Below are 16,921 nucleotides of genomic sequence, written 5' to 3'. Positions count from 1 at the left end.
CGGCTTAACGTTCCGGCGTTTGCCAGTGATTGAAACGATTCAATACCTTGGGGCGCCCTTATGCATGAAGCCGACCCGCAGCGTGACGGCATATCCCGACGCGCGCTCCTGACCGCCGGACTGACCGCGAGCGCCGCCCTGGCGCTCGGGGCGGGGGCCTCGCCGGCGGTGGCCGGGACGGGAGGCGCCGCCGACTGGTTCGCGGCCCCCGCCCGCTCCGTGCGGCCCCGGTTCCGCTGGTGGTGGCCGGACGGGCTCGTGGACCCGGACGAGATCGCCCAGGAGATCGACCAGATCGCGGCCGCGGGCTTCGGCGGTGTGGAGATCGCCGCCGTCCACCACAGCATCAAGGACAAGTCGGTCCTGGACACCGCACACCACGGCTGGGGGAGCAGACCCTGGCGGGACGGCGTCGAGGCCGCGCTGCGCCGCGCGGCGAGACGGGGCCTCACCGTCGACCTCACCCTCGGCCCCAGCTGGCCCGTGGCCGTCCCCGGTCTCACGCCCGACGACGATGCCGCCGCCAAGGAACTCGCCCACGGCCGCGCCGCGTTGACCGGCGGCAGCACCTACCAGGGGCCCGTCCCGCCACCTCTCCACGCCGCGGCCGCGGGAGTGACCCGTCAGCAGCTCCTCGCCGTACAGGCCGCCCGGGTCGAGCCCGCCAACTCCACCCGCAAGGAGACCGGACTCGACCCGGACAGCGTCCAGGACCTCACCGCGAGCGTCACCGACGGCGCGCTGACCTGGACCGCGCCCGAGGGTGGGGACTGGGTGCTCATCTCCTACTGGGTGCGTGGTTCGGCCCAGCAGCCCGAGTCCGGCCCCCACTCCGCCCCTGCCGCCTACGCCGTCGACCACTTCAGCCCGGCCGGCACCACCGCGGTCACCTCCTACTGGCAGGACCACCTGCTGACCCCCTCCCTGCGGCGCCTGTTGCGAGCCGCGGGCGGCTCCTTCTTCGAGGACTCCGTGGAGCTGGAGACCGACGGCCTGACCTGGACGTCCCTGCTGCCCGAGGCCTTCGAGAAGCACACCGGACGGCCCCTGCTGCCGTACCTTCCCGCCCTCGTCCTGGACAACAGCAACCAAGTCTTCGCCTACGAAGCCCAGTTGACCCGCCAGATCCGGCACGACTTCTGGGAGACCGTCTCCGGCCTCTTCAACCGCAACCACCTGACGGCCCTGCGGGACTGGGCGCACACCCTCGGCATGACCCTGCGCTCGCAGCCCTACGGTCTCCAGACGGACGCCATCGCCTCGGCCGCGATCCTCGACATCCCCGAGGGCGAGTCCCTCGGCTTCAAGAACCTGGACGACTACCGCTGCCTGGCCGGCGGCCGGGACATGGCCGGGCGGAGAGTCCTGTCCTGCGAGGCGGGCGCCTACAACGGATCCGCGTACAGCACCACTTGGGACCGCTTCCTGCGCACCATGGGCGGCGCCTACGCGGCCGGCGTCAACCAGACCGTCGTGCACGGCTTCTCCTACGCCACCGCGCCCGGGGTGAGCTGGCCGGGATTCGCCGCCTTCAGCCCGTACAACGGCACCGCCGGTTACGGCGAATCCTGGGGCCCGCGCCAGCCCACCTGGCGGCACGTCCAGGACATCTCCGGATACCTGGGCCGCGTTCACCAGGTGCTGCAGACCGGTACCGCCCGAGCGGACGTCGCCGTGTTCCGGCAGACCGGCTACACCGCCACCGGAATCGGGGCCTCCTGGTTCACGGCCACCGGCGTCCCGCTCGGCTGGAGTCACCAGTTCCTCAGCGGGCCCCTCCTCGACCTGCCCTCCGCCACCGTCTCGGACGGCCGGCTCGCCCCCGACGGCCCCGCCTACAAGGCCCTGTTCGTCGAGGGCGACTTCTTCTACGGCTCCACCCCCACCCTTGCAGTCGAGGACGCCCGTAAGATCCTCGCGCTGGCCGAAGCGGGACTTCCCGTGGTCCTGTTCGGCGCCTTCGACCAGGCGCTGACTTCCGGCGTCCCGGACCAGGGGGAGACGGACCGGCTGCGCGACATCCTCGCCCGGCTGCTCACGCTGCCCCACGTCGTCCGGGTCACCGACAAGGCCGCGGTCGGCGACGCCCTCGCCGCGCTCGGGGTGAGCGCCGACGTACGGCACGCCACCGCGTCCACGCTCCTCAACGCCCACCGGGTCACCGCCGACGCGGACTTCTACTACCTCTGCAACGGCAAGCACGCCGAGACGGTCAAGCCGCCCGTGGCCGCGATCGACCACGACGTCACCTTGCGCCGCACGCACGGCGGCAGGACCGTGCCGTATCTGCTCGATCCCTGGACCGGCGAGGCGGTCAGGCTCGCGCGCTACACCGAGGACGGGGCCGACATCACCCTGCGGGTCACGCTCCAGCCTGGGCAGACGATGATCGTCGCCCTGGGACGGCCGGGGCTGTTCGGCGACCGGTACGGCAACAGCCCCCACGCCGAGGCCACCGACGCCGACGCGGTGCTGTTCACCGAGCGCGGGCTGAGCGTGCGGGCCCGTACGGCCGGTACGTGGACCACGCGGCTGTCCCAGGGCCGTACCGCCACCACCAGGACCCCCGCCGTGCCCGCGCCGATCACACCGGCCCGCTGGGAACTGGAGGTCGAGGACTGGTACCCGGGCCCGGACGCCACCCGGACCGACCACGTCATGCGCAGCGTCACCCTCGAGACGCTGCGGCCCTGGTCGCAGATCCCCGAGCTGGCCGACTCCGCGGGCATAGGCCGGTACCGCACCACGGTCACCCTGCCGGCCGACTGGACGTCGTCCCACGGCGCCGAGTTGGAGCTGGGGCAGGTCAGCGACACCTTCCGGGTGAGCGTCAACGGCAGTCGTCTGCCCGCGGCCGACCGGCTCCACCCCGTCGTCGACCTCGGCCCCTACTTGCGGCGCGGTGAGAACACGCTCGAGATCGAGGTGGCGACCCCGCTCATCAACCGGCTCAGGGTCGCGCAGCCCACGGTGTTCGGCGGGGCCGCCCGCCAGGACCACGGTCTGGTCGGGCCGGTGAGACTGGTTCCGTATGTGCAGGCGGTCGTGCGCTGACGGACGAAGGGCGCGCCCGGCCCGTGCCGGGCGCGCCCTCGTTACGCAGGCATCCTGCAGTACAGGAACAGATGCGGTTCGGTGGCGCCTTCGGGGTGGTCCGGGGTGAACTCCACGGCCTGCTCGTGCTCCACGGCCAGACCCGCCTCGCGCACGACGGTCACCACGTCCTCCGGGGCGAAACTCGTGGCCCGGACAGGCTGGCCCATGAACTCGACCGGCAGGTCCTCCACGTCCACGGGCACGGTGGCGAGCACCAGGCTCCCGCCCGGCCGCAGGGCCCGCGCCAGTCGCCCCAGCACCTCCGACTGCTCCGCCCGGGTCATCTGGAGCAGCGAGAAGTACACGCACACCGCGTCGAACGAGCCCTCCTCCAAGGGCAGTTCACGGATGTCCGCGTGGCGGAACACGGCCTGTGGCACCTGCCGGCCGGCCAGGTCGACCATCACGGGAGAGACGTCCACGCCGAGCACCTCGTGGCCCGCGGCCACCAGCGTGGACGCTGTGGGACGGCCGGTTCCGCTGCCGACGTCCAGGACCCGGCTGCCAGGGCCGAGCCTCCCGAGCAGCCACTCCAGGGACGCCAGGTGAGCCTCCGAACGCGCGAACGCCTTCTCGTACGTCAGCCCCAGCGCGTCGAAGACCGCTGCTGCCGGCTGCCCTTTGTCTGCCACGACCTGCTCCCCCCTCGCGGTGTCCGGGCATCGTAGCCCGGCGGCACCTGACCACGGCACGGCTTGCGGACGAAAGCCGAGGCGGGCAGGGTTCCACCGTGGCCACCCTGCTGATCGTGCATCACACGCCCTCGCCCAACTGCCAGGCGATGTTCGAAGCCGTCGTCGCCGGTGCGACGGCGCCGGAGATCGAGGGCGTCCGTGTCGTACGCCGCGCGGCCCTGTCCGCCACGCCCTCGGACGTGCTGGAGGCGGACGGCTACCTGCTGGGCACCCCGGCCAACCTCGGCTACATGTCCGGAGCCCTCAAGCACTTCTTCGACCAGGTGTACTACCCCTGCCTCGACGAGACCCGCGGCCGCCCGTTCGGCGTCTACGTGCACGGCGGCAACGACGTCACCGGAGCCCTGCGCGGCATCGCGTCGATCACGACGGGTCTCGGCTGGCGCAGTGCGGCCGAACCGGTGACCGTCACCGGCGAACCGGGCAAGGCCGGCATCGAGGCGTGCTGGGAGCTGGGGGCGACGGTCGCGGCAGGACTGATGTCCTAGGGGTCGCGGAGGGCGCCTTCCGCGGTGCCGCCCGGTGTGATCAGCCCGCTCTCGTAGGCGAGGACCACCGCCTGGACACGGTCGCGCAGCTCCAGCTTCGACAGGATCCGGCCGATGTGTGTCTTCACCGTCGTCGGACTGAGAAACAGCCGCTCCGCGAGCTCGGCGTTGCTCAGCCCCGTCGCCAGCAGCCGCAGCACCTCCAGCTCACGTGGCGTCAGCCCGGACAGGTCCCGGTGCGGGTCGGCAGAGGGAGCGGCCTCCTCACGCCGGGCGAAGCGCTCGATGAGACGGCGGGTGATCGTGGGCGCCAGCAGGGCGTCGCCGGACCGCACCAGCCGTATGGCGGCCACCAGATGCTCGGGTGTGACGTCCTTGAGGAGGAAGCCGCTGGCCCCGGCGGTGAGCGCGGCGTAGACGTAGTGGTCGAGGTCGTACGTGGTCAGGATGATCACCCTGATCTCGCCCGCGGTGTCGTCGGCGAGGATCCGCCGGGTGGCCTCGATGCCGTCCATGCCCGGCATCCGGATGTCCATGAGGACGACGTCGGGGCGGGTCCGCCGGACCGCGGCGACCGCCTCCGCCCCGTCCGCCGCCTCCGCCGTCACCTCGATGCCGTCCGCGGTCAGGATCATCCCGAACCCGGTCCGTACGAGGGCCTGGTCGTCGGCGATGACGGCCCGCAGCCTGTTGTCGTGCCCGGTGTTCACGCCGTCAGCCAACGCAGCGACTCCTTGCCCGTGCCGTTCGCCGACGAAGCGGCACCACCCGTTCGTCGGCCCGCCGAGGGAGCCGTCCCGCCCCACCGCTGCCGGAGCCTGCCCGTCGAGGGAGCCGTCTCGTCGTGCTGTTGCTGGAGCCTGCCCGTCGAGGGAGCCGTTCCGGCGTGCTGTTGCTGGAACTGGTCTGCCGGGGGAGCCGTCCCGCCCCAGCGCTGCTGGAGCCGGTCTGTTGAGGGAGCCGTCTCGTCGTGCTGTTGCTGGAGCCTGCCCGTCGAGGGAGCCGTTCCGGCGTGCTGTTGCTGGAACTGGTCTGCCGGGGGAGCCGTCCCGCCCCAGCGCTGCTGGAGCCGGTCTGTTGAGGGAGCCGTCCCGCCCCACCGCTGCCGGAGCCTGCCCGTCGAAGGAGCCACCCCGCCCCCCGTTGCCGGAGCAGCCCCGCCGAACCGTCGCCGCTCACACCGTCCGCCACGGCACCTCCGCCCTGATCCGGAAGCCCCCGGCGAGGGTCGGGCCGGCCGTCAGCTCGCCGCCGTAGACCGTGAGGCGCTCCCGCAGACCGATCAGCCCGCGGCCGTTCCCGTCCGCGGGCACCCCGTCGCGGACTCCGCCGGTGTCCATGACCTCGATCTCCAACCGGTCACCGGACCAGCCGACGGTCACGACGGCCTCGGCGCCCGGCGCGTGCTTGATGGTGTTGGTCAGCGCCTCCTGGACCACTCGGTACGCCGTGAGGTCCACTCCGGGCGGCAACGCTTCCGGGGGCAGCGAGACCGCGACCCCGACCGGTGTGCCGGCGGCCCGCACCCGGTCGATCAGCGCGTCCAACTGCCCGAGTCCCGGCTGCGGTTCGAGGCCGTCGGCGGGGGAGTCCGGACGGCCGGTGTCCGGCGCGGCCAACAGGCCCATCACATGCCGTAGTTCGGCCATCGCGGCCCGGCCCCCGGCCTCGACCGCGAGCAGCGCCTCCTTGGACCGCTCCGGGGCCGCGTCCATGACCTTGCGCGCGGCGCCCGCCTGGATGACCATCACGCTCACATTGTGGGTCACAACGTCGTGCAACTCCGCGGCGATCCGCGCCCGTTCCTCCTCCACGGCCCTGCGTGTCTCCTCTTCGTGCGCCCGCTCCAACGCGGCGAAGCGGTCCCGGCCGGCCGCCAGGCGCCGCCGCCCGAACCGGACCGCGCCGGCCACCACCCCCGCCACCAGCAGCACCACCCCGGGACTCGACCACCCCGGCAGCACCGGCTGCGTCGAACGGAAGGCGACACCGGCAAGGACGGTGGCGACGACGAGCCCGACCATCGCGCCCGCCCGGTGCCGGCTGTGCATCACCGCGCTGTAGGTGCCGATGACACAGGTCAGGACGTTGATCCAGGAGGCGTCGTCGCCGATGGCCAGCCCCGCGCAGAGCACCACGGCGAACACGGTCAGCGGAAACCGCCGCCGAGCCGCCAGCGGCAGCGCCGACAGCATGATCAGTCCCCACGGCGGCGAGGAGACCGGCGGCTCGATCCGCCCGCCCGGCAGAACGGGAGGCCGGGGCGGAACCGGCCCCCCGTACTCCATCCTCGACACCTGGACCGGACCGTCACCGGGATAACGCGACGCCACCACCAGCGCGACCACCGTCAGCAGTACGGCCAGCAGCACGTCGAAGCACAGCGACCGCCGTGACAGCGCGGCGCCCTTCGCCTCCGGCCGCAGCGCGAGACGCGTCTGCCGTAGCCATCGGCGCAGGTCTTCCGTCCCCATGAGCACATTGTGCGGGCCCGTGCCCGGCCGCGCGTCCGTCTCGACGACCAACCCGCCCTCCCGCGGTCGTACTTCGCAGGGATGACCCCCGGCCGGCTCCTCCGCGCGGAGGGCCACATGTCGGTGTCCCGGCCGACGCGCCCGCGACCCGGCCGCCCGTACCTTCGCCACGCCGACAAGGACACGACCCGACGACGGACAGGACGGGCACCTCCCATGACCGCAGTGATCGAACTGAAGGGCGTGGCCAAGCGCTACGACAACGCCGGCGCACCCGCGCTCGGGCCCCTCGACCTCTCCGTCGCCCAGGGCGAGGCCCTCGCCGTGACCGGTCCCTCCGGCAGCGGCAAGTCCACGCTGCTGAACCTCGTCGCGGGCCTCGACAAGCCGACCGAGGGCACCGTGAACGTCGCCGGACAGCAGGTCGACCGGCTCGGCGAGCACGCCCTGGCCCGGTTCCGCCGGGAACGGATCGGCATGGTCTTCCAGTTCTTCAACCTCCTCGACGACCTCACCGTCCTCGACAACATCCAGCTTCCCGCCCAGCTCACCGGAGGCTCACGGCGCAAGACGCAGGCCCGGGCGCATGAACTCATGGAGGTCCTCGGCATCCAGAAGCACGCCGGCGCCTACCCGGGCCGCCTCTCCGGCGGCGAACGTCAACGCGTCGCCGTCGCACGGGCGTTGGTGAACCGACCCGCCCTGCTGCTCGCCGACGAACCGACCGGCGCACTCGACAGCGCCTCGGGCCAGGACGTCCGGGACCTCCTGGTCGACCTGCACCGCGGCGGCCAGACGATCGTGCTCGTCACCCATGACCCGGCCCTGGCCGAGGCCTGCGCGAGCCGTACCGTGCACCTCGTCGACGGCCATGTCGCCCTCGACTCCCGCGCGGAGGCCGTACGATGACGGGACCGCTGCTGCGTGTCGTCCGCTCCGGAGTGGGCCGGCGCCGCGTGCAGACCGTCGTCATCGCCATCGCCACGATGATGGCCGTGGCGGCCGCCGTGGTCGCGGGTTCCCTCATGGTCGTCTCGAACGCGCCCTTCGACCACGCCTTCGCCGCGCAGAAGGGCGCCCACCTCACCGCCGAGTTCGACCCGGCGAAGGTCACGGACGGACAGCTCGGGGCCACCGGGCAGCTGGACGCGGTCACCGCGAGTGTGGGGCCGTACCCCTCCACGATCATCGAGGCGACCGACTCGTCCGGCCGCCGGCCCCCGGCCATGACCCTGGTCGGACGCACGGGTCCGCACGCGGACGTGGACGACCTGGACCTCACGTCCGGCCGGTGGGCGAGGAAGCCGGGCGAGATCGTGCTGAGCTCCTCCTACGAGGGGCCCGCCTTCACGCTGGGCGACACCCTGACAGTCTCCGACACGACTCTCACGGTCGTCGGTTTCGCCACCTCGGCCAGCAAGACGGCAGACCTGTGGGCAACTCCCGCGCAGGCCAGGGCTCTCGCCACCAAGGAACACCCCGTCACCGGCCAGATGCTCTACCGCTTCGACTCGGCGGGCTCGAAAGGCGACATCGCCGCCGACCGCAAGAAGCTCCTCGCCGCCGTCCCGTCCGGTGCGCTCCTCGGTACCCGCTCCTACCTCGACACCAAGCACGCCGCCGACCAGGGGGCCGCCCCGACCATCCCGTTCCTGGTCGCCTTCGGAGTCCTCGGCATCGTCATGTCGGTGATCATCGTCGGCAGTGTCATCAGCGGCGCGGTCGGCACCAGCCTGCGCAGGATCGGCATCCTCAAGGCCATCGGCTTCACCCCGCGCGAGGTCGTCCGCGCCTATGTGGCCCAGGCGCTCATCCCGGCGACGGTGGGCATCGCGCTGGGAGTCGTGCTCGGCAACCTGCTGGCCGTGCCGCTCCTCGACGACACGGAGCAGGCGTACGGCACCGCCACCCTGGCCGTCGCCTGGTGGGTGGACGTCGTGGTCCCCGCCGGTGCGCTGCTGGTCGTCGGGATCGCGGCCTTCGTCCCCGCGCTGCGGGCCGGGCGGCTGCGCACGGTCGAGGCCATCGCGGTCGGCCGGGCCCCGCGCACCGGACGCGGACAATGGGCGCACCGCGCGGCGGGTCGGCTGCCGCTGCCGCGCGCGGTGACCTACGGCCTCGCCAGTCCCTTCGCGCACCCGGTCCGCACCCTCGCGATGCTGCTCGCCGTCGCGTTCGGCACCATCGCGGCAACCTTCGCCGTCGGGCTCACCTCCTCACTGAACGAGGTCAACGCGGTACAGGACCCCGAGAACCGTTCCGCGGTCACCGTCTTCACCGGCGGTCCGGGCGTCGCGGGCGGCGAGCACGTCCCCGCACCGGGCACCGCGGAACCCGAGCCGGCCGACCCGGCACAGGTGAGCGCCGCCATCAAGGCAGAGTCGGGCACCTCCTCGTACTACGGCATGAGCCAGCAGGACGCCACCGTGGCCGGGGTCTCCGGAACCGTCCGGGCGACCCTCTACCAGGGCGACTCCAGTCGGGGCGGCTACGCCATGATCTCCGGGCACTGGCTCACCGGCGCGGGCCAGGTCGTCGTGCCCGGCCAGTTCCTGGAGACCACCGGCACCGAGGTCGGTGACACCGTACGCGTGACCGTCGGCAAGGAGACGGCCGTCCTGCGGATCGTCGGCGAGGCCTTCGGCACCTCGGACGACGTGCTGGAGATCCAGGCGAACTCCGCGGACTTCCCCGCGACCAGGCCCCAGGTGTTCCAAGTCGACGTCAAACCGGACGTCTCCGCGGTCGCGTACGCCGAGAAGCTCGCCGCGCGGGTCGAGCCCCTCGGCGCCGACGCCCGGGCCAACACACCTTCCGAGCACGGCAACCTGGTGCTCATCCTGAACACGATGGCCGCGCTCCTCACCCTGATGCTCGTCTCCGTCGCGGGCCTCGGCGTCCTCAACTCCGTCGTCCTGGACACCAGGGAGCGCGTCCACGACCTGGGCGTGTGCAAGGCACTCGGCATGTCACCACGGCAGACCGTGAGCCTCGTCCTCGCCTCGGTGGCCGGCATCGGCGTGCTCGGCGGTCTCGTCGGCGTCCCCGCCGGATACGCCCTGCACGGATTCGTGCTCCCGGTGATGGGACACGCGGCCGGCACCGACCTGCCCAGGTCCGTCCTCGATGTCTACGACACCCCGCAGCTCCTCCTGCTGGGCCTGGCCGGTCTCGCCATCGCCCTGCTGGGCGCGCTGCTCCCGGCGGGCTGGGCGGCGAAGTCCCGCACGGCGACGGCCCTGCGCACGGAGTAGCCCTCACTCCTCTCGGCGCAGGCTGAGAACCAGGTCGCGGGGCAGGCCGTGGGTGTCGTGCAGGTACTCGTAGTCCTCCTCGCCCAGCGGCCCCCGGTACCGCGGCCCGGACAGCAGCCGCCGCCCCCGCTCCAGCAGCCTGTCGAACCGGCGTTCCTCCTCCAGCAGCACGTCACGGACGAGCCCTGTCCCGCAGCTCGTACGGAAGTGGTCCAGCGTGTGCTGGAGGAGCTCCACCGGCAGGTCGGACAGGGTGCGGGACGGGTCGTCGCGCCGCAGGGTGGTGAGCAGGCGGCGGACGACGCGGCGCAGGACGTAACCGCGGCCGGTGTTGGACGGCCGTACGCCGTCGCCGATCACGACGACACCGGAGCGCAGATGGTCGCAGACCAGACGCAGCGACGGCTCGTCGAGCCTCCACAGGGGAGGCAGCAGTCGCATCCATGGCTCGAACAGGTCGGTTTCGTAGACCGAGTGACGGCCCTGCAGGACGGTGACCAGGCGCTCCAGCCCCATGCCGGTGTCGATGCTCGGACGCTCCAGGGGCCGCAGGGAGCCGTCGTCGAGGCGGCGGTATCGCATGACGACGTGGTTCCAGATCTCCACCCACCGCGGGTCCGTGGTGGGGGTGCCCCGGGGCGGGGTGTCGCCGGTCCACACGAAGATCTCCGAGTCGGGGCCGCACGGGCCGACGGGCCCGTTGGACCACCAGTTGTCGTCCCGGGTGAGTTCCACGGGCACGCCCGACTCCTGCCAGGTGCGCAGCGATTCGAGGTCGGGGCCCACCTGCTCGTCACCGCCGAACACCGTGACATGGAGTCTCTCCGGGGGGATGCCGAAACCGTCACGGAGCAGCTCGTGGCCCCAGCGCAGGCTCTGCGAGTGGCCGTAGTCGCCGAGCGACCACGAGCCGAGCATCTCGAACACCGTCAGATGGGTGGAATCCCCGATCTCGTCGAGATCGGTGGTGCGCAGACAGCGCTGCACATTGACGAGGCGGCTGCCCCGGGGATGGGGGCGGCCCTCCAGATACGGGGTGAGCGGATGCATGCCCGAGGTGGTGAACAGCACCGGATCCCCGGGCGGTGGCAGCAGTGTGCTGCCCGTGATCAGGTGGTGTCCGCGCTCGCGGTAGAAGTCGGTGAAGACGCGTACGGTCCGGTCCGTGTCCATGGCAGTGGTCCTTCGGTCTCGTGGGACCGGAAACGACCGCGGGGAACAGACGGCGACCAGAGGTCCTGCACCGGCGGTCCGTTTCCGGCCGCCGGGAAGTGGGGGAGATCAGGCGTCGGCAGCCGGCGAGCTGGTCGCTCGCGCGGCTGCGGTGTGGGTACGGCTGCTGATCTCCATACCGTCAACGGTACGCACAGGCGTCCCCGCTCGTCACTCGGATTTCCCGGAGGGGGCGCCGCCGTAGACCGTGCACCGCTGTTCCTGCCGCTGCCGTATCAGCGACCGGCCGCCGTGCGTCGCGCGCGCATCGGCCAGCGCGATGCGCAGTGCCGGGCGGAGCTCCGCCGGAAGGCTGCCGAGGTCGGGCCAGCGCACGACGTGCTGGGCGATGTCCCGCAGCTTGGTGTTGGTGCGCTGGGACACCGCCTTGAGGACCTCCCACCCCTGGTCGGGACGGAGACCGCTGAGGGAGATGACGACCCCGATCGCCTGATCGACGACGGCGTGAGAGACGAGGGCCTGCCGGAGCTGGGCGATTTCCTCCTGGAGCTCTTCGATCTTCTCAACCAGCTCTTCGCGTTGCGTCATGCAGCCCTGTCGCCCTCTCCTCTGGTGCCCGGCGACTTCCGCGGTCGCCATCCCTCCAGCCTGGACGGATGGGCCCACCCGCGACGAGCCACCGGACGCACACCTTGTGACCGAGCAGGACAGAAAACGAAACGCTGTCGGGCAGCATCGCGACATTCGCGGGTACGTGCGCATGAGGAGCGGAGAGTGGGAGGCCCTGGCGCGATGGAGACGCTGACGTTCGACAGCGACGATCTGGATCGGACCGAGGAGTTCCTCAACCATGCCTACGCGAGGATGCGCATCGGCAACGGCACCCCGGACAGCAGCCGGGCGCGGATCCACCGCAGCGCCATCGACTCGGTCAGCGTCGACGAGGTCGACTTCGACTTCGACATGAGCTACGCCGTGACCCCGCTGGGCCGGATCTGCCTGTGCGTGATCCACGAGGGCACCATCGAGGACCACGTCTACCAAGGAGTCTCGGACTCCTTCGGCCCCGGCGACGTCGTGTCCTTCGCCCCGCCCGAGCTGTCCTACGCGGGCCGTGTCCACGCGGCCCGCTACAACTTCACCATGCTGGACACCGACCTGCTCACCCAGGTCGCGGCGACCGCGGACACCCGGAGACCGGAACCGGTCCGGCTCACGGGGCACCGACCGCTCAGCCCCGCCGCGGGCGCCCGGCTGCGGGCGACCATCCGCTATGTGCAGGACCACGTCCTGGCGGACGCCGCCGTCGCCGACGAGCCGCTGGTGGCCTCCACCGCCGCCCAGCACCTGGCCGCGGCCGTCCTGGCCACCTTCCCCAACACCGCGTCCACCGACCCCACCGGCCCCGACCGCCAGGACGCCCACCCCGCCGCCCTGCGCCGCGCCCTCTCCTACATCGACGACCACGCCGACCGGCCCCTGACCGTCGCCCAGATCGCGCAGGCGGCCCGCCTCAGCGTCCGCGCGCTGCAGTACGCCTTCCGCCGGCACCTGGACAGCACCCCGCTCGCGTACGTCCGGCAGGTCCGTCTGTCCCACGCGCACGACGAGCTGGCGGCCGCCGATCCCGAGGACGGGGCCACGGTCACCGACATAGCCGCCCGCTGGGGCTTCTACCACCCGGGCCGCTTCGCCACCCTCTACCGGCACTCCTACGACCGCTCGCCGCGCCGTACCCTGCACGACGGCTGAGGTCGTCTCTGCGGCTGGTGACAAAGCGTCCACCAGGCCCTGCGTTCTTGTGAGCAACCGCGGAGAGCCGTGCCCGCGCAGCCCTACGGTCCGAAGCATGAACACGAGTCGCAGCAAAGGAAGAACCCCGAGGATGCTACGTGTCGCGGCGCTGGCGGTGCTGCTGACCACCGGGGCGTTCACCCCGTCGGCGTCCGCGGACAGCGCGAGAACCGAGACACCTGTCGGGACGAGCGGAGGTGTGACCGAGACCGTCGTACGCGTGAAGGCACCCCTGCCGGCGTCCTTCGGGGCCCGTCCGGCGGCGTGCGACTGGCTGTCGTATCTGCGCTACCGGTCCTCGTCGGGGCCCGCGTCGTCCGCCGACGCCGATCGGGTCCTGGTCGCGCAACCGGGCATCCTGGAGGGCGCCGGAGCCTTCGACAGCGTCGCCCGCAACACCGTGACCCGCGCCGCCGAGCAGGGTCGGCACATCGAGTTCTGGGCCCTGGACCGACGCTCCAACTGCCTCGAGGACCGCACCGGAATCGCCTCCGGCGACCAGCACACCGCCGTCGACTACTACTACCGCGGCAAACAGGTTCAGGGCCGCACCTTCGCCGGGTTCGTCGGCAACGACAAGCTCGGATGGATGGCGAAACTCGGCATCGAGCAGACCGTGCGCGACGAATACACCCTGCTCGCCGCCGAGTTGCCCGACCAGGCCGTCCGCAAGGACAAGGTGCTGTGCGGCGGCCACTCACTCGGCGGTGTCATCACCGGGTACTTCGCCGCCGCCGACTTCGACGGCGACCCCGCCACCACCGCCGACGCCGGACACAACCAGTGCGCCGGCTACTTCGCCCTCGACACCACCGTCTCCACCTCGCTCGGCGACCTGAGCGGCAGCATCCCGGACGACACCAACCTGCCCGACGTAGGCCTGGGTTACGGCGTCGTCCAGGCCGGACTCGACAGCGGACTGCTCCCGCGCTCGCTGTCCGCGCCCGTCCTGCTCAACCCCGAGACCATGACCCTGCTCGCCATCGCGGGCGTGGGTGCCCTGCAGGATCCGGGCGGCGAGGCAGACCTGCCGCGTTATCTGCCCGCCAACACCAACATCGAGGCCACCAACCGCTTCCTGTTCTCCAAGGACACCGCCACCTTCCTCAGCGGCTCACCCGCGGTGAAGGACTTCCGGCTCACCAACGAGGCGATCCTCGGTTCGTTGATGGACGACCAGTCCGTCCCGCTCGCGTTCCTCCAGAGCAGTGTGGGCTTCTTCGACGGCGGGCCCATCACCGACAAGAACTTCCCCGCGGCCAACGGCAGTTCGTCGCAGCCGGGCCTTTTCGGCACCGAGTACAAGGCCATTCCCGCCGAGCCGCACGGTCCGCTCTACACCTGGCGCGACCACGACCGGGTCGGCGATCCGGACGACCCGGGGTACCGGTCGTCGGACGGGACGCCGTTCACCGCGGCTGGCAAGGAGGTCACCGACATCCAGGAGCTGGCGCGCAGTATGGCCGGGCAGCCGCTGGACTTCACCGAGCAGTACTTCCCGACCAAGCTGGTCACCGACCTCGAACTGGCCACCTCCCCGCAGGTGAAGCGGCTCGTCGTGCACCCGGACGGGCTCACCGCCAACCCGACGCTCACGGTCCTCGCGGGCGACGGACTGCTCGCCGGTCGGACCCCGGCCGACCTGCACCCCGTCATCGCGGACGGCTACCAGCACCTCGACGTGCTGACCGCGGCGCCGGTACAGAACAACGGCCGGCCCGAGCCGGTGTCCACCGCTCTGACGGAGTTCGCCCGCACTCCCCGATAGCCGGAGGGCATGCGAAGGGCCCGGGAGGCAAGCTCCTCCCGGGCTCTTCCGTGCGCTGTCGCTCAGACCTCGCGGGCGACGGACTGCTCGCCTGCGGTGTCCAAACAACGGCCGGCCCGAACTGGTGTCCAGACACGTGGCAGGGCCCGGGAGGGAAACTCCTCCCGGGCCCTGCCACATGCGGTCGGTCAGACCTTGCCCGCGGCGAAGGTCGCCGCCGCGTCGGCGTTCGCCGTGTAGCCGAGGTGCGCCAGTGTGTCGTTGCCGCCCGCCTCACAGACGGGGTCGCCCTTGGCGCAGAAGTCGATGGTGCGGCTCTGGTACGTGCCGGTGACGCTCTTGCCGATCGCCCGGATCGGATTGCCGAACAGCAGCACCGCGGCCACCCGTGACTGCAGCGCGGCGGGAATGGTGGCGACGATGGGACTGCCGACCACCGCACCGGCGCTGCTGATACCGATGGAGTTGTCGACGACGTTCGCGCCCTGCGAATAGCCCACCAGAACGAAACGCTGATTCGGACAGGCGGACGCCTGGCTGTTCACGTGGTTCACCAGGTCCGCGTTGCCCTGCGCGGCCGAGGTGAGGGAAAGGTCCGCGGGGTAGTTCACCTTGTAGCTGCTCACATTCTTGCCTGTGAGTTTCTTCTGGAGTGCCGAGTACACCGGGTCGCCGACGATCAGGCCGAGGTTGCCCGGCTCGAACGTGCCGCGAGCGGCGACGACGTCGATGTCCGAGCAGGCCGCGGCGGATGCCGATGGTGCCGAGACGGTGGCCACACCGGCCCCGCCGACCAGCGAGAGCGCGGCGAGGTACAAGCGAATACGCATGGGGGTCCTTTGCGGGTGGGGCGTGTGAAACGCCTGTGGAAAGGATGTCCCGAACGTATTCGCTTGGCGGTGACAGGTGTTATGGACGGGAATTCAGTAATTCCTCGTTCTTTTGTGCGGTGGTGAGTGCCAGAATGAGATCAAGACGCGCCCCTGGATCGTGCAGGGCATCGCCGAATACTTTCTCCAGCTGACGCAGCCGATAACGCACTGTCTGCGGATGGACATGAAGACGGGCGGCGACGTCGGGCACATTGCTGCCGCTGAGCAGCCACGCCAGCAGCGTCTCGGCGAGCCGCTCGCGCTGCCCCTCCGACACCGTTTCGAGCGGTGCGAGGGCCCGCCCCCGCAGCTGGTCGAGCATCGGCTCGTCGCTGTGCAGCAGCAGGGTCGACAAGTGGTCCGCGCAGCGCACCACCCCCTGCCGGGGGAGGATTCCGCGTCCCATCAACCCCAGCGCCCGGGTGGCCCAGCGCAGCGACTGGGCGGCCTCGGCGAGCGGCACCGTCGGCCCGATCGCGGCCGGCCGCCCGCGCAGCGCGAGGCTGAACGCCCGGCCCCCGAAGCGCCCGGAGCCGTCCGGGTCGGGGATCAGCATCCGCGGCGGCCGCGACTCCATGTCCACCAGTGCCCCCGCGGCGGCCAGCGGCCACTCCTCGTCCCGCTGGTCCGGCGTGGCCGCGAGCGCGACGACAGCGACCCGCGTGGGCACCGACCACCGGGCACCGTGCGCCAGGTCCTGCACCGCCGCCGGCGCGATCGGCCCCTCGCCGAGCAGCAGGTCCAGCAGGCGTCTGCGGCGCCGCTCCAGCTCGTCCGTGTTCTGCGAGCGGGCCTCGGAGTACCCGGCCGCAGCCGCCTCCGCGACCTCGTGCACCGTGCGGAAGGCGAGCTCGCCCAGCGCCGTGATCACCGCGGAGTCGAGGCCGAGTTGCTCGGCCGTACGGCCCATCAGGCGCCAGGCGTGCAGCCCGCCGACCCGCAGCGCGGACTGCAACGCGTCCAGACTGCGCCCCTCCAGGGCCTCACCGCGCCCGAGTTCGTAGTACGTCGCCGCGATCGCGTCCCCGCGGCCGCGCGGGTCGGCGATGTGGTCGACGAACAGGGTCAGCGCCTGCACCACACCGGCTCTGAGGTGTTCGCGGTAGGTTCCGTCGGCCGGGCGCGCGTACTCGGGCACCTGCCGGCGGACCTCCTCCTCGACCTCGTCGGCGACCTCCTCCAGCTGGGCGCGCAGCAGTTCGGCCAGGTCGGGCGGGACCGCGGCGGCGCCGCGGCCCTCCGGGACGCCGTGCGGGGCGGGGGTGGCCAAGGGGGGCCCTCCTTTCACCCGGAAGCGGCTCACCCGC

Annotated in this window: 14 protein-coding genes; 6 read left to right on the top strand and 8 right to left on the bottom strand. The window is 71.7% G+C overall.

Annotation, left to right across the window (positions count from 1 at the left end; translation table 11 throughout):
- Positions 1 to 60: 60 nt before the first annotated feature.
- A complete protein-coding gene (locus BFN33_RS03825; RefSeq protein WP_069758378.1) occupies positions 61 to 3,054 on the top strand; it encodes a glycosyl hydrolase in 2,994 nt (997 codons plus the stop codon).
- Between the two features lie 41 nt (positions 3,055 to 3,095).
- On the opposite strand, the gene BFN33_RS03820 is transcribed toward BFN33_RS03825, so the two are convergent.
- Positions 3,096 to 3,728 carry a class I SAM-dependent methyltransferase gene (locus BFN33_RS03820; RefSeq protein WP_069758377.1) on the bottom strand — a complete coding sequence of 211 codons (633 nt, stop codon included), beginning with the start codon at positions 3,726 to 3,728 and terminating at the stop codon, positions 3,096 to 3,098.
- 98 nt (positions 3,729 to 3,826) lie between these two features.
- Here BFN33_RS03820 and BFN33_RS03815 point away from each other — a divergent pair, with 98 nt between their 5' ends.
- Complete coding sequence (locus BFN33_RS03815) at positions 3,827 to 4,279, top strand: flavodoxin family protein (protein WP_069758376.1); 453 nt, start codon at positions 3,827 to 3,829, stop codon at positions 4,277 to 4,279.
- On the opposite strand, the gene BFN33_RS03810 is transcribed toward BFN33_RS03815, so the two are convergent.
- The 3 genes from BFN33_RS03810 to BFN33_RS03805 are packed head-to-tail and all read right to left on the bottom strand — an operon-like array spanning position 4,276 to position 6,753.
- Positions 4,276 to 5,001 (bottom strand): response regulator transcription factor, encoded by a 726-nt coding sequence (locus BFN33_RS03810; protein ID WP_069758375.1) that lies wholly within the window; start codon positions 4,999 to 5,001, stop codon positions 4,276 to 4,278. The genes BFN33_RS03815 and BFN33_RS03810 overlap by 4 nt on opposite strands.
- Positions 4,986 to 5,411: a hypothetical protein gene (locus tag BFN33_RS52580; protein WP_141757940.1), complete on the bottom strand. Its 426-nt coding sequence runs from the start codon at positions 5,409 to 5,411 to the stop codon at positions 4,986 to 4,988. The genes BFN33_RS03810 and BFN33_RS52580 overlap by 16 nt, the downstream gene beginning before the upstream one ends.
- Before the next feature lie 43 nt (positions 5,412 to 5,454).
- Positions 5,455 to 6,753: a sensor histidine kinase gene (locus BFN33_RS03805; protein WP_069758942.1), complete on the bottom strand. Its 1,299-nt coding sequence runs from the start codon at positions 6,751 to 6,753 to the stop codon at positions 5,455 to 5,457.
- Between the two features lie 216 nt (positions 6,754 to 6,969).
- Between BFN33_RS03805 and BFN33_RS03800 the strand changes: the two genes are divergently transcribed.
- Positions 6,970 to 7,662, top strand: a complete 693-nt coding sequence (locus BFN33_RS03800; RefSeq protein ID WP_069758941.1) for an ABC transporter ATP-binding protein — start codon at positions 6,970 to 6,972, stop codon at positions 7,660 to 7,662.
- Positions 7,659 to 10,007 carry an FtsX-like permease family protein gene (locus BFN33_RS03795; RefSeq protein WP_069758374.1) on the top strand — a complete coding sequence of 783 codons (2,349 nt, stop codon included), beginning with the start codon at positions 7,659 to 7,661 and terminating at the stop codon, positions 10,005 to 10,007. The genes BFN33_RS03800 and BFN33_RS03795 overlap by 4 nt, the downstream gene beginning before the upstream one ends.
- 3 nt (positions 10,008 to 10,010) lie before the next feature.
- Here the strand turns inward: BFN33_RS03795 and BFN33_RS03790 are convergent, their stop codons facing one another.
- Both BFN33_RS03790 and BFN33_RS03785 read right to left on the bottom strand, forming a co-directional pair.
- Positions 10,011 to 11,180, bottom strand: coding sequence for an alanine--tRNA ligase-related protein (locus tag BFN33_RS03790; RefSeq protein WP_069758373.1), 1,170 nt, complete (start codon positions 11,178 to 11,180; stop codon positions 10,011 to 10,013).
- Positions 11,181 to 11,390: 210 nt separating this feature from the next.
- Positions 11,391 to 11,768, bottom strand: a complete 378-nt coding sequence (locus BFN33_RS03785; RefSeq protein WP_069758372.1) for an ANTAR domain-containing protein — start codon at positions 11,766 to 11,768, stop codon at positions 11,391 to 11,393.
- 204 nt (positions 11,769 to 11,972) lie between these two features.
- On the opposite strand from BFN33_RS03785, the gene BFN33_RS03780 reads away from it, so the two are divergent.
- Both BFN33_RS03780 and BFN33_RS03775 read left to right on the top strand, forming a co-directional pair.
- Positions 11,973 to 12,932, top strand: a complete 960-nt coding sequence (locus BFN33_RS03780; RefSeq protein WP_069758371.1) for a helix-turn-helix transcriptional regulator — start codon at positions 11,973 to 11,975, stop codon at positions 12,930 to 12,932.
- Between the two features lie 97 nt (positions 12,933 to 13,029).
- Positions 13,030 to 14,742, top strand: coding sequence for a hypothetical protein (locus BFN33_RS03775; RefSeq protein WP_069758370.1), 1,713 nt, complete (start codon positions 13,030 to 13,032; stop codon positions 14,740 to 14,742).
- Positions 14,743 to 14,930: 188 nt separating this feature from the next.
- Here the strand turns inward: BFN33_RS03775 and BFN33_RS03770 are convergent, their stop codons facing one another.
- Both BFN33_RS03770 and BFN33_RS03765 read right to left on the bottom strand, forming a co-directional pair.
- Positions 14,931 to 15,572 carry a cutinase family protein gene (locus tag BFN33_RS03770; RefSeq protein ID WP_069758369.1) on the bottom strand — a complete coding sequence of 214 codons (642 nt, stop codon included), beginning with the start codon at positions 15,570 to 15,572 and terminating at the stop codon, positions 14,931 to 14,933.
- Between the two features lie 79 nt (positions 15,573 to 15,651).
- The gene (locus BFN33_RS03765) at positions 15,652 to 16,884 is read right to left on the bottom strand and encodes a CdaR family transcriptional regulator (RefSeq protein WP_069758368.1); all 1,233 of its coding nucleotides are present in this window, start codon (positions 16,882 to 16,884) and stop codon (positions 15,652 to 15,654) included.
- Positions 16,885 to 16,921: the final 37 nt, after the last annotated feature.

The organism is Streptomyces sp. LUP47B (genome assembly GCF_001746295.1).
Taxonomy (GTDB): domain Bacteria; phylum Actinomycetota; class Actinomycetes; order Streptomycetales; family Streptomycetaceae; genus Streptomyces.
Note: the sequence above shows the minus strand (reverse complement) of the source record. Positions and strands in the feature narration are given on the sequence as shown.

What these genes read in the sequence shown, in the direction of transcription:
- BFN33_RS03805 (WP_069758942.1), bottom strand. Translation starts at nt 6,753, where the DNA reads ATGGGGACGGAAGACCTGCGCCGATGGCTACGGCAGACGCGTCTCGCG.
- BFN33_RS03785 (WP_069758372.1), bottom strand. Translation starts at nt 11,768, where the DNA reads ATGACGCAACGCGAAGAGCTGGTTGAGAAGATCGAAGAGCTCCAGGAG.
- BFN33_RS03790 (WP_069758373.1), bottom strand. Translation starts at nt 11,180, where the DNA reads ATGGACACGGACCGGACCGTACGCGTCTTCACCGACTTCTACCGCGAG.
- BFN33_RS03800 (WP_069758941.1), top strand. Translation starts at nt 6,970, where the DNA reads ATGACCGCAGTGATCGAACTGAAGGGCGTGGCCAAGCGCTACGACAAC.
- BFN33_RS03775 (WP_069758370.1), top strand. Translation starts at nt 13,030, where the DNA reads ATGAACACGAGTCGCAGCAAAGGAAGAACCCCGAGGATGCTACGTGTC.
- BFN33_RS03795 (WP_069758374.1), top strand. Translation starts at nt 7,659, where the DNA reads ATGACGGGACCGCTGCTGCGTGTCGTCCGCTCCGGAGTGGGCCGGCGC.
- BFN33_RS03780 (WP_069758371.1), top strand. Translation starts at nt 11,973, where the DNA reads ATGGAGACGCTGACGTTCGACAGCGACGATCTGGATCGGACCGAGGAG.
- BFN33_RS03825 (WP_069758378.1), top strand. Translation starts at nt 61, where the DNA reads ATGCATGAAGCCGACCCGCAGCGTGACGGCATATCCCGACGCGCGCTC.
- BFN33_RS03770 (WP_069758369.1), bottom strand. Translation starts at nt 15,572, where the DNA reads ATGCGTATTCGCTTGTACCTCGCCGCGCTCTCGCTGGTCGGCGGGGCC.